This window comes from Curtobacterium sp. AB451 (assembly GCF_050585845.1).
GTDB lineage: Bacteria > Actinomycetota > Actinomycetes > Actinomycetales > Microbacteriaceae > Curtobacterium.
The window spans coordinates 725,168-748,950 of sequence record NZ_JBOBQG010000001.1; the positions used below are offsets into that span (position 1 = coordinate 725,168).

Consider the following 23,783-nt stretch of genomic DNA (forward strand, 5'->3'; position numbering starts at 1 on the left):
TGCGGGCGGGTGCGGTCAGGCCGCGAGGTGGAGTGCGGTGCGGGTCTGCGCGGAACGGAGCACGGCCTCGGCGACGGCGACCGTGCGGGCACCCTCGGCGAGCGTCACGATGTCGTCTCCGCGTCCGAGGACGGCGTCGCGGAACGCCTCGTGCTCGACGAGCAGCGGCTCGCGCTTCTCGATCGCGAAGCGGGTGCTCGCCCCCTCGGCGACCCCGCGGAAGGCCGCGACCTGGTCCCAGGCGGTGGCGGTGGTCCCGTTCTCGTGGAACGTGAGGTCGGCGTGCAGCGTGTCGGCGACGAAGGCCCCGCGCTCGCCGGTCACGACGATGAGCCGCTCCTTGAACGGCGTCAGCCAGTTGACCAGGTGCGAGGTGACGGTGCCGTCCGCGAGCTGTCCGGTGACGGTCACGAGGTCCTCGTGCGGGCGACCGCTCTTGGTGCAGGCGAGCGCGCCGACGTGGACGAACGGCGACCGGGCGATCCACGCGGTCGCGTCGATGTCGTGGGTCGCGAGGTCCTTCACCACGCCGACGTCGGCGATGCGTGCCGGGAACGGCCCCTGCCGACGGGTCGCGATCTGGTAGACCTCGCCGAGCTCGCCGGCGTCGAGCCGGGTGCGGAGTGCGCGGAGCGCCGGGTTGTAGCGCTCGATGTGTCCGACGGCGCCGACGAGTCCGGCGGCGTCGAACGCGCTGACGAGTCGCGCGGCGGCCTGTTCGTCGACCGCGACCGGCTTCTCGATGAGGGCGTGGACCCCGGCGGCGGCGAGTTCGAGCCCGACCGCTTCGTGGAAGGCGGTGGGGACGGCCACGACGGCCGTGTCGATCCCGAGCGCGACGAGCTCCTGCACGGTCGCGACGACGGGCGCGCTCCCTGCTGCGCCGTGGCGGTCGCCGAGGGCATCGGCGGCGCCGACGAACTCGACACCTTCGACCGACTGGAGCACGCGGGCGTGGTGGCGGCCCATCATGCCGAGACCGATCACGCCGGCCCGGAGGACGCGGGCGGTCATCGGCCGGCTCCCACGAGGGTGTTGACGCCGTCGACGATGCGGTCGAGCTGGGCGAGCGTGAGCGTCGGGTAGACCGGCAGCGCCAGGACCTCGCCGGCAGCGCGCTCGGTCTCGGGCAGGTCGAGCTCGAGGCCGAACGAGGGCAGGCGGTGGACCGGGGTCGGGTAGTACACGCCGGTGCCGACGCCGAACTCCGAGCGGAGCGCCTCGGCCAGGCCGTCGCGGTCCTCGGGGACACGGACGATGAACTGGTGGAAGACGTGCTCGGCGTCGGGGTGCACCGTCGGCACGACCACGCCGCGGAGTTCACGGGCGAGGTAGGCCGCGTTGGCCTGGCGCTGCGCCGTCCAGCTGAGCACCTTGCCGAGCTGGACGCGGCCGATGGCGGCGTGGATGTCGGACATCCGGGCGTTGAAGCCGATGACCTCGTTCGCGTAGCGCTGCTCCATGCCCTGGTTGCGGAGGAGTCGCAGCGTGCGGTCGACCTCGGGCGAGGTCGTGGACACCATGCCGCCCTCGCCCGCCGTCATGTTCTTCGTCGGGTAGAGGCTGAAGGCGCTGGCGTCGGACGTGCTGCCGACCCGCCGGCCGGCCCAGCGGGCGCCGTGGGCCTGGGCCGCGTCCTCGACCACGAGCAGGTCGTGCTCGGCGGCGATCGCGGCCAGGGCCGTCATGTCGGCCGGGTGTCCGTAGAGGTGCACCGGCATGAGGGCACGGGTGGCGGGCGTGACCGCGCGGCGGACGGCGGCGGGATCGACGCAGTAGGAGACCGGGTCGATGTCGACGAAGACCGGGGTGGCACCGACGAGCCGGACCGCGTTGGCGGTGGCCGCGAAGGTGAACGAGGGGACGATCACCTCGTCGCCGGGACCGATGCCGAGGGCGACGAGCGCGAGGTGCAGCGCCGCGGTGCCGCTGTTGACGGCGACGACGGAGCGTCCTTCGACGAGCACCTGGCCGAACTCGCGCTCGAACGCGGCGACCTCGGGACCCTGGGCGAGCCCGCCCGAGGCAAGGACGGCATCGACGGCGCGACGTTCGTCCTGGCCGATGAGCGGCTTGGCCGCGGGGATGAGGTCGGGGGTGGTGCGGAGCGGTGCGGTGGTCTGCACGGGGGTCATCGGGACACCTCGATCTGGTCGCCGGCTGCGGAGAGCCGGAAGCGGTCGCCCGTTGCGGGGCAGGTCAGTGCGTCGCCTGCGGCGGCGACGAGTCGGGCACCGGTGCGTCCGACCCAGCCGATGCGGCGGGCCGGGACACCGGCGACGAGTGCGTGGTCCGGGACGTCGTGGGTCACGACGGCACCCGCGGCGACCATCGCCCAGCGGCCGACGTGGACCGGGGCGACGCAGATCGCGCCGGCGCCGATCGACGCGCCGTCCTCGACGACGACGGCGGTGGGCTGCCAGTCGGACGCGTCCTGCTTGGTGCCGTCGGGGTTGACGGCGCGGGGCACGTTGTCGTTCGTGAGCACGGCACCGGGGCCGACGAAGACGCCGGCGCCGAGGACGGCCGGGCCGTAGACGAGGGCGGCGTTCTGGATCTTGCAGCGGGCGCCGACGACGACGCCGGCGCCGATCGTCACCCCGCGACCGACGAGGGTCTCGGCGCCGATGACGGCACCGGCCTCGACGTGCGAGCCGTCCCAGACGCGGACGCCGTCGCCGAGCGAGGCGGTCGGCGCGATGGTCGCGGTCGGTGCTGCGGAGGCGTTCGGGTTCGAGGGCATCTGCTGTTCCTGTCTTTCGTGACTGCCCTCCAAGATTACATATCGGTATGAGAAATATCACGTGCGATTCCAAAGCACGTGTGATGCCCCTAAGGTCGACGTGTGCGATGGAGTCGAGTTGGCTGGCCCGCCGTCGGGTACGTCTCCCTCGAGGACGTCGACGGCTACCCCGAGCACCTCGCGCGCCTGGTCATCGACGCACCGCCCTCGATCGCCGCGCTCGCCTCGGTGACGTGGAGCGAGTCGCGCGTGCAGAGCTGGCGGATCGAGGAGGCCGGTCGACACGGGGACGCCGGCGTCGACGCGACACCGACCCACACCGTGCACGCGGTCTTCGTCGTGCGCAACGACGAGGTCCTGGACACCCCGGACGGCCTCTGGCGGCGCTGGAACCACGCGCGGGTCTCGCTCCGGTTCGACCGGGCCGTGCTCGACCCCGGCGACACGGACGCACTCGACCTGCTGGCCGGTGACGTCCACGTCTCACGCGGCGAGATCGCGCACGTCGACGCGGACGTCTGGGAGCTCCGGCTGCTCGTGTCCCCGACCGGCGAGCTCGCCGTCCACTTCCGCGACGTCGTGATCGAGGTCCGGCCGGTGGACGAGGCGGTCTGGTCCGACCTCGAGCGCCGCCCCGTGCACGGCTGGCGCGGCCCGGTGCCGGACGGCTGGGTCGAGTGGGCGACCCCCGCGGTGCGTGCGGCAGCGCACGGCGACGTCGGCGGGCTCTCCCTGGCGCTGGACGGCATCGGTCAGGACCCGGCCGGGATCGACGAGGTCGACCCGCGGTGGGGCTTCGCGCCGTTGCACGCCGCGGTGTGGTTCGACAACCGCGGCACGACCGAGGCGCTGCTGGAACGCGGGGCGGACGTCCGGGTCGAGGATGCCGAGGGGCGGACCGCGATGGACATCGCCCACGAACGAGGTGCGCGGAAGGCGGAGGAGGTCCTCCTGGCCTGGTTCGACCGGCCGGCGCACGACACGGACCAGGGCGACTAGGACGAGACGGGAGGCGCGGTGCCAGCTGGCACCGCGCCTCCCGTCCGCTGTCCGGTCGCTGCTCAGACGGTGAGCGCGTTGGCGGCGGCGACCCGCCCGTACCAGTGCGCCGAGTCCTTCGGCGCGCGCTCGAACGTCTCCGGGTCCCAGGCGACGAGTCCGAAGGTCGGGCGGAAGCCCGACGCCCACTCGTAGTTGTCGAGGAGCGACCAGTGCTGGTAGCCGAGGACCTCGATGCCGTCCTCGATGCAGCGGTGGATCCCCTCGAGGGCGCCCTGCGTGTAGGCCACCCGGCGGGAGTCGTCGGCGGTGGCGATGCCGTTCTCGGTGATCATCAGCGGGACGTGGCCGGAGAGCTCCCACGCGCTGCGGAGTCCGTCGGCCGAGGCCTCGGGGTAGAACTCCCAGCCGGTCAGGGTCGTCTCGACGTCGTCGGCGACGGGCAACGGGCCGGACGGGCCGATGAAGGTGCGGGTGTACGCCTGGACGCCGAGGAAGTCGTCCCCGGCGGCGTTCTCGAGGTACCAGTCGTCGCGCGGGTACCCGTACTCGCGGAGCATCTCGTCGGCACCCGGCTCCCCGTTCGAGCGGAACGCCTGCGTCGCGATCGTCCAGCCGGACTGCAGGCCGGGCACCTGCGAGAGGACCTCGCGCGACCGCTTGTGCGAGGCGAGCAGGGCGTCGGCGACGCCGAGGTCCGGGTTCGGCAGGCCGTAAGCGACGAGGTTCCGGGCGTCCTCTCCCCCGGCGAGCATCGCGGCGATGTTCGGCTCGTTGATCGTGCAGACGTAGCGCACGCCGTCCTGGACGACGGGGAGCGCCGCCTCGGTGTAGCGGGCGAACAGGTCGGCGGCGTCGGGGGCGCGCCAGAAGCCGTCGCGCTCGAACCAGCGGGGAACGGTGAAGTGCATGAGCGTGACGATCGGCTCGATGCCGAACTCGTGGCAGGCCTCGACCATGCGGCGGTAGTGGTCGATCTCCGCGCGGGAGACGAAGCCCCGCTCCGGCTCGATGCGCGCCCACTCGATGCTGAACCGGTACGAGTTCAGGCCGAGGTCGGCGGCGATCCGGATGTCCTCGCGGTAGCGGTGGTAGCTGTCCGCCGCGTCCCCGGAGGGTTCGACGATGGTGGTGTCGGGCTCGTGCTCGTGCACCCACCAGTTGCTGTTGACGTTGTTGCCCTCGATCTGGTGGGCGGCGGTGGCGGCGCCCCAGAGGAAGCCGTCGGGGAACTGCAGCGTGGTGATGATGGTGCCTTTCGGTGCGTGCTCGGTCAGGTCAGTGCTGACTCATGAAGGTGTCGAAGACCGCGAGCGTCGCCGTCGGGTTCTCGACCTGGGGACCGTGGTAGCTCTCCGGGATGACCTCGTAGGCGGCGCCCGTGTCGAGCGCCATCTGCCGCTGCCACGGGATCGGCCAGGCGCCGTCCCACTCGCCGTGCGTCACGAGCACCGGCAGCCCGGTGGCGCGGAGCTCGGCGGACGAGTCGGTGTGGTCCTCGAGGATGTGCCCGCCGGCGCCGACGCTCGCGGGGTCGTGCGCGTCGAAGCGGTCGCGGACGAAGCGGGGGTCGTCGGGGAGCTCCTCGTCGGGCCGGTACGCCCAGAGCGGGTTCGTCGAGTCGAAGAGCTGGCGGAGGTTGCCGGCGGTGTCGTGCAGGATCGTCAGCTCGGTCACCTTGCGGTAGGGCCAGCCGTACGGACCGGAGCAGAACTGCACGACGTCGCGGAACGCGCTCGGGTCGGCGATCGCGGCCTCGCGCACGATCACGCCGCCGAGCGAGTGGCCGATCAGGTGCACCGGCGCGCCGTCGTCGAGCAGCCGTGCGACCCGGACGACGTCGGCGGCTTCCTCGTCGAGCGTGTAGCCCGCGGGTCCGGACGCCCGCGCCGAGTCGGCCTGCCCGCGCCGGGTGATCGCGACCGCGGTCCAGCCGGCGTCCCGGAGGAGCGGCATGAACGTCCGCCAGTCCTCCTTCGACCCGGTGTACCCGGGGACGACGAGCACGACGCCCTTGCTGGGCCCGGACGGCACGACGCGGTAGGCGGTGAGCCGACCGACGGGGAGGTCGATGCCGACGACGTCGACGCCGTCGGGGGTGGGCAGGTGGCCGAACGGCGGGACCGTCGGGAAGTCGTGGAGGGTGCTCATGCCAGCAGTGTCCTCCGCGGGTTCGGCACGGCGTCGAGCAACGCCACGGTGTAGTCGTCCTGCGGGTGCTGCAGCACCTCGGCCGTGTGCCCCCGCTCGACCACGGCGCCGTCGTGCAGCACCATGATGTCGTCGGTGATGAGGCGCGCGCTCAGCAGGTCGTGCGTGATGTAGAGGAGCGAGACGCCCCACTGCTCGCGGAGGTCCTCGAGCAGGGCGAGCACCCCGGCGCGGAGCGTCACGTCGAGCATCGAGACCGGCTCGTCGGCGATGATGACCTGCGGGTCGCTCGCCAGCGCCCGGGCGATGACCACGCGCTGCCGCTGGCCGCCCGAGAGCTGGTGCGGCAGCTTCTGCGCGAACTGCTCCACCGGGGTCAGGCCGACGGTCTCGAGCAGCTCGAGCACCCGCCGACGGGCATCGCGTCCACGGAGGTCCGTGAAGTTCGCGATCGGCCGGGACAGCGTGTACTCGACCGTGTGCAGCGGGTTGAGCGCCGAGTACGGGTCCTGGAACACCATCTGGACCTCGGAGCGGAGGTCCTTGAGGCCGCGGCGCCCGAGCTTCGCGACGTCCGTGTCGCCGAACCGGACCGTGCCCGACGTCGGCTTCTCGACGCCGGTCAGCAGCTTCGCGATCGTGGACTTGCCCGAGCCGGACTGCCCGACGAGGGCGAGCGACTGCCCGGGCTCGAGGGTGAATGACACGTCGCGCACCGCCTGCACCGGCTGCTCGCCGCGGCGGGGTGCCGGGTACGTCTTCACGAGGTGGTCGACGACGATCGGGTTGCGTGCCGCACTGCGCTCGCGGGACCCGACCGTGCTGAACGAGCTCGTCGTCTCCTGGCGCGTCGCCCCGTCGGACGAGCGCTGCGACCGATCGGGGAACCCGGGCAGGCTCACGACCTCGGCGCGCGGGTCGGCGTAGTGCGACAGCAGCATCTTCGTGTAGTCGTCCTGCGGGTCGCGCAGGATCTCCTTCGAGCCGCCGTCCTCGACGATCCGCCCCTCGTGCATGACGAGCACGCGCTCGGTCGCCTCGAGGACGATGCCGAGATCGTGGCTGATCAGGATGGCCGTGAACCCCTCGGACTGCTGCAGCTCGATGATCGTGTCCATCACGGCGTGCTGCACGAGGACGTCGAGCGCGGTGGTCGGCTCGTCGAACACCATGAGCTGCGGTTCCAGCGACAGCGCGAGGGCGATCGAGACGCGCTGCCGCATGCCGCCGGAGAGCTCCCCGGGGAACCGGGCGAGCATCGACGTCGGCAGCTTCACCTTCTCGATGAGCTCCTTCATCCGGGCGTCCCAGCGGTCCCGCGACACGTGGCCGTGCGCCTTGAACACGTCGATGAAGTGGTTGCGGATGGTCCGCACCGGGTTGAGCGCGTTCATGCCGGACTGCAGCACCATCGCGAAGCCGCCCTGGCGCTGCTGCCGGAGGGCTTCCTCGTCGAGGTCGCGGATGTCGTGTCCGCCGAAGACGATGCTGCCGCCGTTCGTGCGCGCCGGCGGTTTCTGCAGTCGGGTCAGCGCGTAGCCGAGGGTCGACTTGCCCGAGCCGGACTCGCCGACCAGGCCGACGAACTCGCCCTTCCGCAGGCTGAAGGACACGTGGTCGACGGCCTGGACGGCCTCCTGGCCGGCCGATTCGTACACGACCGACAGGTCGCGGACGTCCAGCAGGACGTCCTGCGTCACGCTCGTGGCGCGGTGCGGGTCGGACGGGAGGCGCGTGGCGGCGCCGTCCCGCGCCTCCAGGCCGTCCGATGCGTGCGTGGGTGCGCCGCTCATGCGGTGGCCTCCTTGCGCTTGCGACGCGCGCCGTCGCGCAGTCGCGGGTTGGACACGGCGTCGACGCCGAAGTTGATCAGGGTCAGGCTCATCGCGAGGAGGGCGATGCAGAGACCCGGGGCGAACAGCAGGATCCACTGGCCGGTGAGCAGCGCGTTCGAGTTCTGCGCCCAGTAGAGGATCGTGCCCCAGCTGACGATGGACGAGTCGCCGAGTCCAAGGAACTCGAGGCCCGCCTCGGCGAGGATGGCGCTCGTCGCCGCACCGAAGAACGAGCCGACGATGAGGCTCGTCATGTTCGGGAGGATCTCGCGGAACACGATGCGCGTCGCGCCGTCGCCGGAGAACTGGGCGGCGGTCACGAAGTCACGACCGCGGAGCGACTGCGTCTGGCTGCGCAGGACGCGCGCGCCCCATGCCCAGCCGGTGACCACGATCACCGCGATGATGACCGCGATGCCGCCGTTCTGCAGGTACGCCGCGATGACGATCATGAGCGGGAGGCCCGGGATGACGAGGAAGAGGTTCACGATGAACCCGATGACCTCGGCGATCCAGCCCCGGACGTACCCCCAGCTCAGGCCGATCGCGACCGCGACGAGCGTGGACAGCAGGCCCGCGACGGCGCCGACGAGGACCGAGATCCTCGCGCCGTAGATGATCTGGGAGAGGACGTCCTCGCCGGCGGCGGTCGTGCCCATCCAGTGCGCCCAGGTGGCGTCGGCGCTCCGGGCGAACCCGTTCTGGCTCGCGCCGTAGGGGGCGAGGAGCGGGGCGGCGAGCGCGACCACGACGAAGACGCCGAGGATGATGATGCCGATCCGGGCCTTGGTGTTGCTCCAGACGACGCCGAACTGGCGGGCGGCGGCCTTGAGCTTGGACGGGGCGGTGGGTTCTTCTTCTTGCGTGCGAACTGCGATCGTGGTCATCGGCGCGTCCTCGGGTGGTGGTTGTGGGCAGAGCACGCCGCCCATCGCGACGTTGTGGTCATCGGCGCGTCCTCGGGTCCAGGACGCCGTACAGGACGTCCACGATGAAGTTGGCGATGAGCACCGACACGGTGATCATCAGGAAGAGGGCCTGCATGAGGGGGTAGTCCTGCCCGATCACGGCGTTGAACAGCAGGTAGCCGATGCCCGGGTAGCCGAACACCTGCTCGACCAGGACGGACCCGCCGACCACGCCACCGAGCGCCAGACCGAAGCCGGTCAGGTTCGGCAGGATCGCGTTGCGCGCCGCGTACCGGACCGCGACCGTGCGCCCGCGCAGGCCGTTCGCCTCGGCGAAGGTCACGTAGTCGTCGCCGAGCGTGTTGATCATGGCGTTGCGCATGCCGATGATCCAGCCGCCGAGGCTCGTCACGAGGATCGTGACCGCCGGCAGGACCGCGTGCTGCAGCGCGTCTCCGAGGAACGCCCCGCTGAGGCCAGGGGTCGTCGTCGCGGAGTAGGCACCCGTGGTCGGGAACCAGTGCAGGACGTAGCCGAGGAAGAACAGCAGCAGGAGCGCCGTCCAGAAGTAGGGGAACGTCGACATGAACGATCCGGACAGCGTCGGCAGGGAGTCGAGCCAGGTGCCGCGCTTCCACGCTGCGCCGACGCCGATGAGGGTGCCGAGGACGAAGGCGAGGATCGTCACCACGCCGACGAGGATGAGCGTGTACGGCAGGGCCTGGGCGACGAGGTCACCGACGGGCTGCGGGTAGAACGTGTAGCTCGTGCCGAAGTCGAGGGTGATGACCTGGTGCAGGTAGCTGACGTACTGGTCCCAGAGGTTGCCGCTCGGGACGCCGAGCTGCGCCTCGATGGCCTTCTTGGTGGCGTAGGTGACGGGCCCGTTCTGGCTGAGCTTCGCCAGCGCGGCGTCGGTCGGGCTGCCCGGCATGAGTCGCGGGAGCACGAAGTTCAGCGTGACCGCGGCCCAGAGGGTCAGGACGAAGAGGACGAGTTTCTGGAGGATGTACTTCACTGCTGGTCCTCCTGGGCCTTCTGCTCCTGCAGGATCTGCTTGCCCGCTGCGCTGTCACGGAGCCGCAGCTTCGAGAAGATCAGCAGCGGAGCCGAGTCGTAGTTCTGCGGTGCCATGTACGGGTCCTCGGCGCTCGGCCAGCCGACGAACTTGCCGGTGTTGAACAGGCCCCAGAGTCCGCCGTAGTACATGCCGATCACGGGCAGGTCGTCGTACACGATCTCCTGGAGCTGGTCGAGGATCTCCTGCTGCTTCGCGGTGTCCGTCGTCGCCTTGTACTCGTCGAGGAGCTTCTGGGTGTCGGCGTTCTGGTACCGCTCGTAGTTGTTCACCGTCGACTTGCCGACCGGCTGGTAGAAGTCGGAGCTCAGCAGCGAGTTGAACGCCTGGTAGACGTCGCCGTTGCCCATGCCGCCCATCGCCATGTCGAACTGACCGTTGTTGAGGTTCGACTGGTAGCCCGCGGGCTGCGGCGCCTGGATCGACACCTTGATGCCGATCGCCGTGAGGTTGCGCTGCACGGTCTGCGCGGCACGGAGCCAGTCCGAGTAGCCGTTCGCGGTCATGATCGTGATGGACAGCTGCTTGCCGTCCTTCATGATCTTGCCGTCCTGCTCGGTCCAGCCGGACTTCGCGAACGCCTGCTTCGCGGCGTCGACGTCCTGCGCGATCATGCCCTGGTCGGGGATGTCCGGGTTGAGGTACTTCTCCTGGTTCGGCAGGATCAGGCCGGTCTGGCCCGCCGCCGCCAGGTTGCCCTCGGACGCGGTCTCGGCGATGTCGTCGCGGTCCAGGGCGAGCGAGATGCCCTTCCGGACGTTGACGTCGTTGTACGGCGCCTTCGTCAGGTTCGGGATGAGACCGATGACGCCGCCGGCGGGGAACCACCAGGTGTTGGTCTTCGAAGCCGCCCCCCAGGTGCCCTTCACGTCGGAGATGAAGGAGTACGCCCAGTCGTAGCCGCGCGTGACCGTGTCGAGCTGCGTGTTCGTCGCCGGCAGGATGAGGTGCTTGATGGCGATCTTGTCGGCCTGCCAGTACCGCGGGTTCTTGTCCATCGAGTACTGCTGGTCGGTGTAGTTGCCGAGCACGAACGGGCCGGTCCCGACGGGGTTCGGGTCGCGCCACGTCGTCGGGTCCTGCACGCCGCCGTAGTGCTTCGCACCCAGGATGTACGTCGCGCCGATGATGTTGAGGCTCGGCACGTCGTCGCTCTTGAGGTGGAAGACGACGTGGCCGTCCTTGCTCTCGATGCGGTCGATGTGCTGCCAGGCGCCCTTGACGTCCATCGCCGGGAACTTCTTCAGCAGGTCGAACGTGAAGACGACGTCCTTCGTGCTGAACGGCGAGCCATCCGACCACTCGACGCCCTTGCGGATCGTCATGTCGATCGTGCGGGCGTCCGGCTGGCTCCAGCTGCTCGCGAGCCACGGGGTGCCCTTGCCGTCGAGCGGGTTGATCTCGATGAGCGGCTCGTACATCCACTTGCTCGCCGTGCGGGCGTTGGCGATGTACGGGTTGAAGTTGCGGTCGAACAGCGGGTTGCCGTGGTCCGCGTTGATGAGCATGGTGTCCTTGCCGATGCTCGGGTCCGGCTGGGAGCGGACCTGGATGCTGCAGCCGGTGGCCGCGAGGGCCACGACCGCGATGCCGGCGATGGCCGCGATGAGGCGGCCTCGCCGTCCCCGGCGGGTGCCCGGGGTGCGCGCTGGGACGCGCTGTGGGGGAAGCGTCATTGCTCGGTCGACCTCCGTGTCGAGTCGGTACGGAGACAATGTATGCGCTTACATCGCAGCGCGCAACCGTGCGGGTTGTTTCCCGGGGCGGTACGGGTGCGGGGCGGAGGTGGCGGACGCGGGGCCGGGTGGGTGCGGGGGTGGGTGGGTGCGGGGCGGGCGCGGGTGGCGGGCGCGGGTCCAGCGCGAGGCCGGGTGGGCGCGGCGCACCGTGCGGGCTCCATCGGCCGGTGCGAGGTTGCACGCTGTGTGCGGCGCGACAGGGCCTCACCCAGCGGGCAACGCCGCACGGGATGAGCGAGGCGGCACGGTGCGGCGAGCGCGAGAGGCACGAGGCCGCGATGGGTGGACGGGTCGATCGAGACGCGAACGGGCAGCTCGGGCCAGGAGGCGCGGTGCAGCCCCGACTCGCACCGTGCGCGGTTGCGGGGTCGAGTGGCGCGGCGCCGGTGCGGGCTTCGTCGGCCGGTGCGGGGTTGCGGGGGCGGTCGGTGCCGCGCACGGTGCGGGACTCGCCGGCCGGTGCGGGGTTGCGCGCTGCGTGCGGCGCGACAAGTTCGCACCGAGCGGGTAACTGCGCACCGGATGACCAAGGCGGCACGGTGCGGCGCGCGGGAGGAAAGGCGAGCAGCACCCAGCGGCGCGCAGGAGGAAAGGCCGAGCAGCACCCAGCGGCCAGCAGGAGGACCGGCCAGCGGGAGGACCGGCCGGCAGGAGGCGCGGGAGGAGCGGCGGGCGGGCGGACCCGGCGGGCTAGAGCGCCGGGGGGCAGCTCTCCCGCAGCAGCACCTCGACCGGCAGTCGCACCGCCCGCGGCGGCCCGTCGCGCCGCTCCAGCCGGTCCACGATCGCCCGCACCGCGGCACGCCCGAGCTCCCCCATCGGCTGGTGCACGGTGGTCAGCCGGGGCGACGAGAACCGCCCCGCGTCGATGCCGTCGAAGCCGGTCACGACGAGGTCGTCCGGCACCCGGACGCCCCGCGCCCCCGCGGCGTCGAGCACGCCGAGCGCCGACTGGTCGTTCGAGCAGACGATCGCCCGCGGGACGGCGTCCCCGTCGAGCAGCTGCGCCGCGAGCTCCCGGGCCCGCGCACGCCCGAAGTCGCCGTGCACGACGCGCACCGACGACGCCGGGACCCCGTGGTCGTCGAGCGCCTGCCGGAACCCAGCCGAGCGCTCCATGTCGTCGGGTGAGTCGATCGGCCCCGCCAGGTACACGAGCGACCGGATGCCGAGCCGCCCGATGACGTGCGCGCCGAGCGTCCGCATGCCCGCGGCGTTGTCGACGCTCACCGAGTCGAAGCCGTGCGAGCGCCGGTCGTCCGCGAGCACGACGACCGGGATCCGGCGGGCGACGTGCTCGAGCAGGTCGTCCGGGACCGTCTGCGCGAGGACCGCGAGTCCGTCGACCCGGCCGGCGACGTCGTTGACGATGACGTCCCGGGAGGAGCCCCGCCCCGCCGCCACCATCAGCGCGAGCCCGCGCTGCCAGGCCTCGGTCTCGGCACCGCGCAGGACCTCGTCGAAGTACAGGTTGGAGGAGAACGGCTGCGTCACGTGCCGCCGGTCGTCGACGACCCGGACACCACCGTCGGTCACCAGGTCCGGCCGCTCGTCCGGCACGACGTCGAACCCCGGCAGCAGCAGACCGACCACGCCGGTGCGCTTGCCCGCGAGCGCGCGTGCGTTGCCGGAAGGGACGTACCCGAGCGTCCGGATGGCCGCCTGGACGCGGTCGCGAGTGCCCTCACGGACGGCGTCGGGCGTGCGGAGCACGCGCGACACGGTGGCGATGGAGACGCCCGCCGCGGATGCCACGTCGTAGACCGTGGGAGGTGCGGTGCGCTGCTCGGCCAAGCCGTGCCTCCCGTCCGACGTCCGCTGCTCGCGTGCCGCGAGCCGCGCGGCCGGACCATCCTAGGCATGGAGCCCACCGGGACTTTCCCACATGTGCCGGAAACCCCTTGCGCGATCCGGACAGGGCGCGCCACACTGTCACGACCTCAGCACGTCCCGTGAGGAAGCGCACCGCCACGGTGCCCACACACACAGGAGAAGACGCGATGTCCCAATCGACACGGTCCGGCAGCAAGAGCGCGATCCGGCTCACCACCGACGAGGCCGAGGTGCGCGACGCACTGCTCGACCACTCCGACGGCGGCAACGCCTGGATCTTCGACCAGATCGACTCGGCCGAGGACGGCGCGACGAAACCGTAGCGGTCCGCGGAGGCGCGGTGCGGGTCCGCCGCGCACCGCGCCCGACCGGTCGGTCGCGCCCACGGCACGTCCGTCGCGTCAGCGTGCGGTCGGCAGGTGCGTCGCGTCAGCGCGCGGTCGGCAGGTGTGTCGCGTCAGCGCCCGGCCGGAAGGTCCGTCGCGTCACCGCCCGGTCGGCACGTCCGTCGCGCCGGCGGGCACGTCCGTCGCGTCAGCGCCCGGTCGGCATGTCCGTCGCGCCGACGCCCGGTCGGCGCGTCAGCGCTCGGTGCTGCCCACGATCGCCATCCCGGCACCCCGCAGCCGCCGGCGCTCCTGCGCGATCCACGCCAGCAGTCGATCGTTCGTGCCCGCGACGTGTGCCGCCAACAGCTCGGCCGCGCGGTCGGGGTCGCCCGCGCGCACGGCGTCGATGATGGCGCTGTGCTCCTCCCACGCCGCGTCGCGTGCCTCGGGTGTGCGCACCTCGATCCACCGCGTGCGCTCCAGGCGGGTGAGCGCGTCGGCGATGGCGTCGGTGATGAACCGGTTGCCGCCGAGCGCTGCGAGGTCGAGGTGGAACGTCGAGCCCATCCGGATGCCGGCCTGCCGGTCCGGGGTCGGTCGGAGGCTGTCGAGGTGCGCGCGGACCTCGTCGAGCTGCGCCGCGGACGCCCGCGCCACGGCGAGCCGGGCGGCGGCGGGCTCGAGGACGCCCCGGAGTTCCGCGAGCGACGCGATCTCGTCGAGGTCGATCGGCGTGACCGTCCACGAGCGCCCCTCGTGCAGGATGAGCCCCTCGCGCTCGAGCCTGGAGAGCGCCGCTCGGACCGGGGTCCGCGAGGCGTGGAACCGCGCTTCGAGCCCGCGTTCGGAGATGCGCTCCCCCGGGGCGATCTCGAGCGTGAGGATCGCGGCACGGAGGTTGTCGTAGAGCTGGCTCGTCTGCGACACGGGCGCTGGTTCGGTCGTCTCGGTCACGGCGATCCAGCCTAGCGGCGTTCGGGCCCGGATGGTATACCGTTGTGGTATACCAATCAGTTCCACGACGGGACGATCCGTGACCTCCACCTCGCGCGCCTGGACGATGCTCGCCCTCGGCGTCGCCGCCCAGGCGGCCGGCACCCTCGTGGTGTCCGCACCCGCCCTGCTCATCCCGTTCCTGCACGCGCACGGCACGCCGCTCGCCCTCGCGGGGCTCCTCGCCGCGGCACCGACCTTCGGCATGGTCCTCACGCTCATCGCGTGGGGTGCGGTCACCGACCGCATCGGCGAACGCGTGGTCATCGCGGGCGGGCTCGTCCTCACGACCCTGGCGGTCGTCGGCGCCTGGGCTGCTGCGGGCAACCCCGTGCTGCTCGGCCTGGCCTTCCTCGCCGCGGGCATGACGAGCGCCTCGACGAACGCCGCGAGCGGCCGGGTCGTCGTCGGGTGGTTCCCGAAGGAGCGGCGCGGACTCGCGATGGGGATCCGGCAGATGTCGCAGCCCCTCGGGGTGACGCTCGCGGCGGTCACGGTCCCGCAGCTGGCCGAGGCGGTGGACCTCCGTGCGGCCCTCGTCCTGCCGATCCTGCTGTGCGCCGTGCTCGCCGTCGCCTGCGCGATCTGCATCCGGAACCCGCCGAGGCCGTCCCGCGCCGACGCCCCGGTGGCGCACGTCGCGAACCCGTACCGCGCGGACGGTTTCCTCTGGCGGATCCACGCGGTGTCGGTCCTGCTGGTCGTGCCGCAGTTCACGCTGTCGACCTACGGGCTGGTGTGGCTCGTCGGCCTCGGCTGGTCGACCCCGGCCGCCGGGCTGCTCGTCGGCGCCTCGCAGTTCGTCGGGGCGATCGGCCGGATCCTCGTCGGCGCCTGGAGCGACCGCGCCGCGTCCCGGGTCGGCCCCCTGCGGATCGTCGCCGTGAGCGCCGCGGCGGTGATGGGGTTGCTGGCCCTGGTGGACGCCACGCACCTCGCCGCCGCCGCGGTGTTCCTGGTCGTCGCGACGAGCGTGACCGTCGCGGACAACGGCCTGGCCTACACGTCGGTCGCCGAGGCTGCCGGGCCGTTCTGGTCGGGACGCGCGCTCGGGGCGCAGAACACCGGGCAGTTCATCGCGGCGAGCGCCGTCGGCCCCGGGATCGGTGCGCTCGTCGGGGCGGTCGGGTTCGCGGCGTCGTTCGGGGTCGTCGGGGTGCTGCCGCTGCTGGCGCTGCCGCTGGTCCCCCGGCGCGACCGGTCCCTGCAGGACTGAACCTTCCCAGAACGCTTGCGATGGGGAGCCGGAACGGGCGTACCGGGTCGAACGGATCGACCAGGGACGCCCGTTCCTGCCAGGGACGCCGGTTCCGACCAGGTACGCACATTCCGACCGGGCGCGCTCGGGACCGGGCCCGCCCCGGGCCGGGATCAGGCGGGGACGGCCGGACCGACCGGCCACCGCAGCAGCGCGGCCGCGGCGACCCCGCCCGGCAGCGACGCGGCGTTGACGAGCACGAGCTCCGCGTCGGTCAGGACGGCCGCGCGGACGAGCGCGCACACGGCCGGTACCGCCCCGATCACGGGCGTCCCGCCGGCCTGCTCCGGCGCGGTCGCGACCCACGGGGCTCCGGCGAGCGCGAGGAGCGTCTTGTTCCCGACGGCCACCGCGTCGAGCGCGACGACCGCGCCCTGCGCCTGCTGCAGCGCCCCGACGACGGCGCCGAGCCCCGTCACGGCGAGGTTGTCACCACGGCCGACGTGGGTGCGGAGCAGCTGCTCGAGGTCGTGCCGTCGGGTGGCCACCACACGGGCGAGAGCGGTCTCGACGTGCTCGACGAAGGCCTGCTTCGACGCGGCGTCCGCGCGGGGGTCCCCCGGGAAGACGGAGGTGAGCCCGCGGGCCTCCGACGACAGCGCCTTCACGAGGAGCTCGCGTGCGGTGACGTCCCCGGCCACCACGACGAGCCCCGGCCGGAGGGTCCGCACGGCCTCGTCGACGGCAGCCGCGGTCTCGGCGGAGTTCTGCTTCCAGATCTCCTCGGTGTGCTGCTGCCAGTGCGGCTGCTTCCAGCCCGTCCCCGCCTTGGCGTAGTGCAGCGTGTCGTTGTGTCCCTGCACCTGCTGCTCGTCGTGCGACACCGGTGCGTGGCCGAGTCGGTAGGCGCGGAACGCCCCGCCCTCCTTGCCGGCGCGGACCACCAGGAACGGCAGGTCGACCGGACGGTGGGCGACCAGCGGGACGAGGTCGGGGACGTCGCCGACCCCGACGGACTCGGGGCCGTGCAGCGTGCCGGGGAGCACCTCGCTGATCACGAGCGTGCCGTCGTGCACGAGGACGTACCGGGTGACGGGTGACGGGACCCCCGGTGCCTGTTCGAACTCGCCGGCGACGAGGTCGACCACGTCGTCGGCCGCGCCCTGCTTCCGGAGCGCCCCCTCGACGACACGGAGCCGCAGCGCCGCCTGCCGTCTCGGGTCGTCCACGTTGCCGGAGACGTCGGCGTACGCCCAGGCCCAGGTCCCACCGCCCTCCAGCCGCTGTCCCAGGATCTCGTGCAGTTCACTCGTCGCGTTGGTCGACGTCATGGCAGCTCCTCTCGGACGGTCGCCGGGGCTGTCACGAACCCCGACGTTTCGTGTGCGCCCACACTCCACCCGTTCGGCCCTCGTCGCCCACGGCCCGGAGCGAACACCCAGAGTCTGCGTGAAAGTACAGCCCTGCTCGGTTTTGTGGTTGGGTGGAGGGCACCCCGATCGACGACGAACCGGAGTCCAGGCAATGCGGCCACAAGCGAACCGAAGCGCGATATCGAGACGACAGCTGTTGGGCTTCGGCCTGGGCACCGCTGCCGCCGGACTCCTGGCCGGGTGCGCCGTGCCGGGCTCCACCAACGTGAACAAGGCGGCGCTCATCCCCGCCGCGGCGAGCGGGCAGAAGGTCGAGCTGACCTACTGGGCCTGGCTCAAGGACCTGCAGAAGGTGTGCGATGTCTGGAACGAGTCGCACCCGGACATCCAGGTCACGGCCAACTGGATCCCCGGCGGCAACAGCGGCGGCTACCAGAAGATGTACTCGGCGCTCGCGGCCGGCGGTGGCCCCGACATCGGCCAGGTCGAGCTCCGGCAGATCCCCGAGTTCATGCTCGCCAACGGCCTCACCGACCTCGCCCGGTACGGTGCGAAGGACTTCGAGTCGAAGTACGACGACGCGGCCTGGGCGCAGGTGTCGTTCGTGGACGGCATCTACGGCATCCCGCAGGACACCGGCCCGATGGGCTTCTACTACCAGACGGCGATCCTCGAGCAGGCCGGCGGCGAACCCCCGACGACGTGGGACGAGTGGCGCGACCTCGCCGAGAAGGTCCGGTCGACCGGGGCCCAGAACTACCTCGAGGTCTTCCCCGTCGCCGACGCCTCCCCCTTCGCCGCGTACGCGCAGCAGGCCGGCGCCCGGTGGTTCAAGGTCGACGGCGACGAGTGGGTCGTCGACATGACCGACGACAAGACCATGATGGTCGCCGACTTCTTCGACGGCGTCATCGACGACAAGCTCGTCGACACGAGTGCCGGTGCGTACTCCCCCGGCTGGTACGCCGCGGCGGCGAGCGGCAAGATCGCCGCCGTCACGAGCGCGAGCTGGGGCGACGCCCTCATCGAGTCCGTGCAGGGCGGCGAGGGCAAGTGGAAGGTCGCACCGATGCAGAAGTGGGGCGACACCGGGTTCGGGTCGAGCGCGATCGGCGGCTCGACGGCCGCCGTGCTCGCCAACGCGAAGCACCCGAAGGAAGCGCTCGAGTTCATCACCTGGATGACCACCTCGAAGGAGGGCATCGACGCGATGATCAAGTACTGCGGCATCGGGTGGTCGCCCGCCAAGGACTACATCGGCAAGCAGCGTGAGCAGCCGAGCAAGTGGTTCTCCGGCCAGAACTACAACGAGGACGTCTTCGTGCCCGCATCGCAGGAGCAGAACGTCGACTGGTCGTGGTCCCCGGTCACGCAGTCGGCGTTCACGAGCCTGCAGAACCAGTTCCGCCGCAAGCTCACCAGCGGACTGAAGCTCACCGACGCGGTGGAGCTCGCCCAGAAGGAGATCGTCCAGTCCTTCAAGGACAAGGGCCTGAGCGTCAGGACGGCACGATGACCACGACACAGCCGAAGAACGGCTTCCGCACGAGCACGAAGGCCACGGTCGCCCAGAAGCGGGCCCCCTGGATCCTGCTCGCACCCTTCCTCGCCCTGTTCCTGCTGACGTTCATCATCCCGATCATCAGCGCGCTGTTCCAGTCCTTCACGACCGTCGACCGCGAGGGCCTCTTCGGCGAGGACGGCGTCGTCGGCCGGTTCGCCGGGTTCGACAACTACGCGATCGCGCTGCAGGACTCCGGCTTCGTCGCCTCGATCGGCCGCATGCTGCTGTTCGGCGTCGTGCAGGTCCCGGTGATGATCATCGCGTGCACGATCCTCGCGCTGCTGCTCGAGTCGGCGAGCGCCCGCTGGCCAGGGTTCTTCCGTGCGATCTACTTCATGCCCTACGGCGTCCCCGGGGTCATCGCGACGATCCTGTGGTCGTTCCTGTACGTGCCGGGCCTCTCGCCGATCGTGTCGCTGCTGCAGGGGATCGGGCTCCAGCCGGACTTCCTCGGCGCGAACAGCGTGCTCTGGTCGATCGCGAACATCGTCACGTGGACGTACACCGGCTACAACATGCTCATCATCGTGGCGCAGCTGAAGTCCATCCCCGGCGAGGTCTACGAGGCCGCCAAGGTGGACGGCGCGAACGCGTTCCAGGTCGCCTGGCGGATCCAGATCCCGCTCATCGCGCCGGCACTCGTGCTCACGACGGTGTTCTCGATCATCGGCACGCTGCAGCTCTTCGCGGAGCCGCAGATCCTGTCCACGGTCGCCCCCGCGATCGACACCGAGTACACGCCGAACTACGCCGCCTACACGAACGCGTTCGCGTTCAACGAGTACGGCGTCGCGAGTGCGCAGGCGGTCATCATCGCGCTGGCCGCGTTCATCCTGTCGTTCGCGTTCCTCGCGTTGACGAACCGTCCGCCGAAGAACGAGCGGGACCAGAGGAAGCGCGCCAAGCGCGACGGCCAGGAGGCGCGGCGCGCCCTCCAGACGCGCGTCGCCACCGCCGACGGGTCGCGACCGGCGACCGGCGTCGCGAACCGCAGCACGACCACCGGGGCCGCACCGCGCCTCCGGGCCGAGGGGGACAACCGATGACCAGCGAAGCCGTCCAGGCGCCTGCCACCGCGAAGACCGCGGTCCCGGTCGACACCACGTCGATCTCGGCGCACCAGCGCCGCAAGCTCGACCGCTCCGGCAGGTCGCAGATCGTGGTGACGGGCATCCTCGTCATCGTCGCGATCTACTTCCTGGTCCCGCTGTACTGGGTGGTGATCGCCGCGACGAAGACCACCGGGGCCCTGTTCGCCACGAACGGGTTCTGGTTCGGCGGCGACTTCGCGCTCTTCAGCAACCTGCAGCAGGTCTTCACGTACGACGGCGGCATCTTCGTCCGCTGGATCGCGAACAGCATCCTGTACTCGGGCGTCGGAGCGGTCCTCGCGACCTACTTCGCGGCCGCAGGCGGGTACGCGCTCGCGAAGTACGAGTTCCGCGGTCGGCAGGTCGTGTTCGGCACGATCCTCGGCGGCGTGCTCGTGCCGGGGACCGCGACGGCGCTGCCGCTGTTCCTGCTGTTCTCGACGCTCGGGCTGACCGACACGTACTGGAGCGTGCTCATCCCGAGCCTCGTCTCGCCGTTCGGCCTGTTCCTCTGCCGCGTGTACGCCGCGGCGTCGGTGGACACGGCGCTCCTCGAGCAGGCCCGCATCGACGGTGCCGGCGAGCTCCGGATCTTCCACACGATCGTGCTGCGGCAGATGACGCCGGCGCTCGTGACCGTGTTCCTGTTCCAGGTCGTCGGCATCTGGAACAACTTCTTCCTGCCGCTCATCATGCTGGCCGACCAGAAGCTCTACCCGATCACCCTCGGGCTGAACAACTGGCGCTCGCAGGTCGACCGGCTGCCGGAGTTCTACCAGCTCACCACCGGCGGGGTGCTCGTCTCGGTCATCCCGCTCGTCATCGCCATCATCGTCCTGCAGCGCTTCTGGCGCGGGGGCCTCACGGAAGGATCGGTCAAGGGTTGACCATCGCCGCACTCTCCTCCACCGCACCCGGCTCCGACACCCGGCTGGCCCCTCGGGCCTGGCTGCACACGGACGCTCCCACCCTGTCGCTGAACGGCGAGTGGGACTTCCGGTGGTCACCGGTCGCGGACGTCCCGGACCCGGGTCCGGAGGACGAGTGGGGCACCATCCCGGTGCCGTCGCACTGGGTCCTGCACGGGCACGGCGCGCCGAGCTACACGAACCTGCAGTACCCGTTCCCGATCGACCCGCCGCACCCGCCGGAGGAGAACCCGACCGCCGACCACCGCCGCACGTTCACGGTGCCGTCGTCGTTCGACGCCGCGGACCGGGTGCTGCTCCGGTTCGACGGGGTGGAGTCGCACTTCCGGGTGTGGGTGAACGGCGTCCTCATCGGATGGTCGACCGGGTCGCGGCTCGCGACGGAGTTCGACGTCACGTCCGTGCTGCGACCGGGGGCGAACGAGGTCCGCGTCCGCGTGCACCAGTGGTCGGCGGCCTCGTACCTCGAGGACCAGGACCAGTGGTGGCTGCCGGGCATCTTCCGTGACGTCACGCTGGTGGCGCGTCCCACCGCGCCGGTCGACGACGTGTTCGTGCGGGCCGGGTGGACCGCCGTGCTCGGGGACGCGGCGAGCGCCGGGACCGCGGCGTCCGGCCGGCCGTCCACCGGCACCGGGACGATCTCCTTCCCGACGATGGACGCGGCGTACCCGGTGCGGTTCGCGGTGCCGTCGCTCGGCGTGGACGTCGTGTGGGCGGGTCCCGACGACGTCGCGCCGATCGAGGTCGACGGCGTCGAGCCGTGGAGCGCCGAGCTTCCGCGGCTGTACGACGCGACCCTGTCGACCGGGACCGCTGCCGGTGGGAGCGCCGGCGGTGAGACCGTGTCGCTCCGGCTCGGCTTCCGCACCGTCGAGATCGTCGGCGACCGGTTCCTGGTGAACGGCGAACGGGTCGTGTTCCACGGCGTCAACCGGCACGAGACGCACCCCGTGCGCGGGCGGGTCTTCGACGAGGAGCACGCGCGCGCGGACATGGCGCTCATGAAGCGGAACAACGTCAACGCGATCCGCACCTCGCACTACCCGCCCCACCCCCGCGTGCTCGACCTCGCCGACGAGCTGGGCTTCTGGGTTGTCCTGGAGTGCGACCTCGAGACGCACGGCTTCCTCTTCACCGACTGGGTCGGGAACCCGTCGGACGACCCCGACTGGCGCGACGCGTACCTCGACCGCATCGCGCGGACGGTGGAGCGCGACAAGAACCACGCGTCGATCGTGATGTGGTCGCTCGGCAACGAGTCCGGGACCGGCCGGAACCTCGCCGCGATGGCGCAGTGGGTGCACGACCGCGACGACGAGCGTCCGGTCCACTACGAGGGCGACTACACGGGCGAGTACACCGACGTGTACTCGCGGATGTACCCGACGCTGCAGGAGACCGAGTCGATCGGCGGCGGTCCGGCCACGCCCCTGCTCGGCTGCGGCCCGGCCGAGGCGGCCCGGCAGCGGTCGAAGCCGTTCATCCACTGCGAGTACGTGCACGCGATGGGCAACGGTCCCGGGCAGATCGCCGAGTACGAGGCGCTCGTGGACACGTACCCGCGCCTGCACGGTGGGTTCGTGTGGGAGTGGCGGGACCACGGGCTGCTGGCGCACACGCCGGACGGACGGCCCTACTACGCGTACGGGGGCGACTTCCACGAGGTCGTCCACGACGGCAACTTCGTGATGGACGGCCTCGTGCTGCCCGATGACACCCCGACGCCGGGGCTGGCCGAGTTCGCCGCGGTCGTGGCGCCGATCCGACTGTCCGCGTCGGACACCACCGTGCTCATCGAGAACCGGTACCACTCGGCGTCGACCGCGGGACTGCGGTTCCACTGGACCCTGTCGCGGAACGGCGTGGTCGAGCACGAGGGTCGGTTCGCCCCCGGCGTCGTCGCGGCACGCTCGTCCGCCACCGTCCCGGTGCCCGACGCCGTCCTCGACGCCCGTGCCCGGACGCTGGCTCCCGGCGAGGAACTCTGGTTCGACGTCACCGCCGAACTCGCCGGCCCGACGGCCTGGGCGGACACCGGCCACGTCGTGGCACGCACCCAGACGCTCGTCGCATCGCGCGCGGCGGACGTCCCCCGCGCCTCCCGTCAGGGGTGGGACGGCGACCGACTCGGCGACGGGACCTTCTCGGCACGGGGCGACCTGGTGTCCTGGAAGGGACACGAGGTCGAGGGTCCGCGCTTCGAGCTCTGGCGCGCACCGACCGACAACGACAGCCTGGCGTCGCAGGGCGGCTACGAGACCGCCGACCCGGTGCTGACGCACGGCGTCGGCGACCCGGACGCGCCGGCCTCGGCGACCCGCTGGCGCCAACGCGGACTCGACCGGCTGACGCACCGGCTCGTGTCGGTGGACCGGACCGCCACCGGCCTCGAGCAGCGGGTGCGCGTCGCGGCGGCGAACAGCGGCTGGGGCGTGGACGTGACGCACCGCTGGACCCGGACGGACGAGGGGCTGCTGCTGCAGACCGACGCCGTCCCGTTCGGCGCGTGGGACGTCACCTGGCCGCGCATCGGGGTGCGGTTCGACCTGCCGACCGCCCTGACCGACCTGGACGCCACCTGGTTCGGGACCGGGCCCCTGGAGTCCTACGCGGACTCGTCGCACGCCGCACGGGTCGGCCGGTTCACCGCACCGGTCCGGTCACTCGGTGTCGAGTACTCGCGCCCGCAGGAGAACGGGCACCGTCCGTCCCTGCGGTCGCTGTCCGTCGGCGACCTGACCGTGTCCACCGTCGGGCGACACCGCGCGGGGTTCACGCTGACGCCGTGGACCGCGCAGCAGATCGACCGCGCGGAGCACCCGTACGAGCTGCCGGCGTCCGACCACCTGTACCTGTACCTCGACTTCGCGCAGCACGGCCTCGGGTCACGCGCGTGCGGCCTCGACGTGCTCCCGGAGCACCAGCTCTGGCCGCAGGCGTCCTCGTGGAGCGTCGTCCTCGGCTGATCGCAGTCCGGAACTCACATATCTGATACATATTCCTTGCGCGCCCCGCGG

The 23,783-nt window shown here is 71.5% G+C and carries 18 protein-coding genes and 1 pseudogene; 7 read left to right on the forward strand and 12 right to left on the reverse strand.

The annotated features are described in order from the left end of the window. Positions 1–15 precede the first annotated feature (15 nt). From ACQXVK_RS03320 to ACQXVK_RS03330, 3 genes are read right to left on the reverse strand one after another with little or no spacing between them, the layout of a single operon-like run. A complete protein-coding gene (locus ACQXVK_RS03320; RefSeq protein ID WP_402265331.1) occupies positions 16–1,014 on the reverse strand; it encodes a Gfo/Idh/MocA family protein in 999 nt (332 codons plus the stop codon). Further along, the gene (locus ACQXVK_RS03325) at positions 1,011–2,135 is read right to left on the reverse strand and encodes a DegT/DnrJ/EryC1/StrS family aminotransferase (protein WP_430852687.1); all 1,125 of its coding nucleotides are present in this window, start codon (positions 2,133–2,135) and stop codon (positions 1,011–1,013) included. The genes ACQXVK_RS03320 and ACQXVK_RS03325 overlap by 4 nt, the downstream gene beginning before the upstream one ends. After that, positions 2,132–2,743, reverse strand: coding sequence for an acyltransferase (locus ACQXVK_RS03330; protein ID WP_430852688.1), 612 nt, complete (start codon positions 2,741–2,743; stop codon positions 2,132–2,134). Before ACQXVK_RS03330 ends, ACQXVK_RS03325 begins: the two co-directional genes overlap by 4 nt. Positions 2,744–2,845: 102 nt before the next feature. Between ACQXVK_RS03330 and ACQXVK_RS03335 the strand changes: the two genes are divergently transcribed. Next, positions 2,846–3,742, forward strand: coding sequence for an ankyrin repeat domain-containing protein (locus ACQXVK_RS03335; RefSeq protein WP_430852690.1), 897 nt, complete (start codon positions 2,846–2,848; stop codon positions 3,740–3,742). 62 nt (positions 3,743–3,804) lie between these two features. Here the strand turns inward: ACQXVK_RS03335 and ACQXVK_RS03340 are convergent, their stop codons facing one another. The 7 genes from ACQXVK_RS03340 to ACQXVK_RS03370 form a co-directional block, all read right to left on the reverse strand. Further along, entirely contained in the window at positions 3,805–4,992 is a 1,188-nt protein-coding gene (locus ACQXVK_RS03340) for a glycoside hydrolase family 1 protein (protein WP_430852757.1), read from the reverse strand. Between the two features lie 28 nt (positions 4,993–5,020). Further along, positions 5,021–5,893, reverse strand: coding sequence for an alpha/beta fold hydrolase (locus tag ACQXVK_RS03345; protein WP_430852692.1), 873 nt, complete (start codon positions 5,891–5,893; stop codon positions 5,021–5,023). After that, on the reverse strand, positions 5,890–7,686 hold the full coding sequence (locus ACQXVK_RS03350) for an ABC transporter ATP-binding protein (protein WP_402265346.1): 1,797 nt from the start codon (positions 7,684–7,686) through the stop codon (positions 5,890–5,892). The genes ACQXVK_RS03345 and ACQXVK_RS03350 overlap by 4 nt, the downstream gene beginning before the upstream one ends. After that, the gene (locus ACQXVK_RS03355) at positions 7,683–8,615 is read right to left on the reverse strand and encodes an ABC transporter permease (RefSeq protein WP_402265349.1); all 933 of its coding nucleotides are present in this window, start codon (positions 8,613–8,615) and stop codon (positions 7,683–7,685) included. Before ACQXVK_RS03355 ends, ACQXVK_RS03350 begins: the two co-directional genes overlap by 4 nt. 58 nt (positions 8,616–8,673) lie before the next feature. Beyond that, positions 8,674–9,654 carry an ABC transporter permease gene (locus tag ACQXVK_RS03360; protein WP_430852694.1) on the reverse strand — a complete coding sequence of 327 codons (981 nt, stop codon included), beginning with the start codon at positions 9,652–9,654 and terminating at the stop codon, positions 8,674–8,676. Next, positions 9,651–11,390, reverse strand: coding sequence for an ABC transporter substrate-binding protein (locus ACQXVK_RS03365; protein WP_430852695.1), 1,740 nt, complete (start codon positions 11,388–11,390; stop codon positions 9,651–9,653). The genes ACQXVK_RS03360 and ACQXVK_RS03365 overlap by 4 nt, the downstream gene beginning before the upstream one ends. Before the next feature lie 753 nt (positions 11,391–12,143). Beyond that, on the reverse strand, positions 12,144–13,208 hold the full coding sequence (locus ACQXVK_RS03370; RefSeq protein WP_416394101.1) for a LacI family DNA-binding transcriptional regulator: 1,065 nt from the start codon (positions 13,206–13,208) through the stop codon (positions 12,144–12,146). Between the two features lie 245 nt (positions 13,209–13,453). Between ACQXVK_RS03370 and ACQXVK_RS03375 the strand changes: the two genes are divergently transcribed. After that, complete coding sequence (locus ACQXVK_RS03375; RefSeq protein ID WP_022907498.1) at positions 13,454–13,609, forward strand: hypothetical protein; 156 nt, start codon at positions 13,454–13,456, stop codon at positions 13,607–13,609. A 258-nt stretch (positions 13,610–13,867) separates the two neighbouring features. Here the strand turns inward: ACQXVK_RS03375 and ACQXVK_RS03380 are convergent, their stop codons facing one another. Continuing rightward, positions 13,868–14,569 (reverse strand): GntR family transcriptional regulator, encoded by a 702-nt coding sequence (locus tag ACQXVK_RS03380; protein ID WP_430852698.1) that lies wholly within the window; start codon positions 14,567–14,569, stop codon positions 13,868–13,870. Between the two features lie 106 nt (positions 14,570–14,675). Here ACQXVK_RS03380 and ACQXVK_RS03385 point away from each other — a divergent pair, with 106 nt between their 5' ends. Continuing rightward, positions 14,676–15,824 (forward strand): MFS transporter, encoded by a 1,149-nt coding sequence (locus ACQXVK_RS03385; RefSeq protein ID WP_430852758.1) that lies wholly within the window; start codon positions 14,676–14,678, stop codon positions 15,822–15,824. Between the two features lie 155 nt (positions 15,825–15,979). Here ACQXVK_RS03385 and ACQXVK_RS03390 read toward each other — a convergent pair whose 3' ends face one another. Further along, positions 15,980–17,137: a hypothetical protein gene (locus ACQXVK_RS03390; protein ID WP_430852700.1), complete on the reverse strand. Its 1,158-nt coding sequence runs from the start codon at positions 17,135–17,137 to the stop codon at positions 15,980–15,982. Positions 17,138–17,330: 193 nt separating this feature from the next. On the opposite strand from ACQXVK_RS03390, the gene ACQXVK_RS03395 reads away from it, so the two are divergent. From ACQXVK_RS03395 to ACQXVK_RS03410, 4 genes and pseudogenes are all read left to right on the forward strand, one after another. Further along, positions 17,331–18,695 carry an extracellular solute-binding protein gene (locus ACQXVK_RS03395; RefSeq protein ID WP_402265365.1) on the forward strand — a complete coding sequence of 455 codons (1,365 nt, stop codon included), beginning with the start codon at positions 17,331–17,333 and terminating at the stop codon, positions 18,693–18,695. Further along, positions 18,692–19,609 (forward strand): annotated as a pseudogene (locus ACQXVK_RS03400) (carbohydrate ABC transporter permease); the annotation flags it as partial. The gene ACQXVK_RS03395 and the pseudogene ACQXVK_RS03400, both read left to right, overlap by 4 nt. 176 nt (positions 19,610–19,785) lie before the next feature. Further along, complete coding sequence (locus tag ACQXVK_RS03405) at positions 19,786–20,721, forward strand: carbohydrate ABC transporter permease (protein WP_022906963.1); 936 nt, start codon at positions 19,786–19,788, stop codon at positions 20,719–20,721. Beyond that, a complete protein-coding gene (locus ACQXVK_RS03410) occupies positions 20,718–23,732 on the forward strand; it encodes a glycoside hydrolase family 2 TIM barrel-domain containing protein (RefSeq protein WP_430852703.1) in 3,015 nt (1,004 codons plus the stop codon). The genes ACQXVK_RS03405 and ACQXVK_RS03410 overlap by 4 nt, the downstream gene beginning before the upstream one ends. Positions 23,733–23,783: the final 51 nt, after the last annotated feature.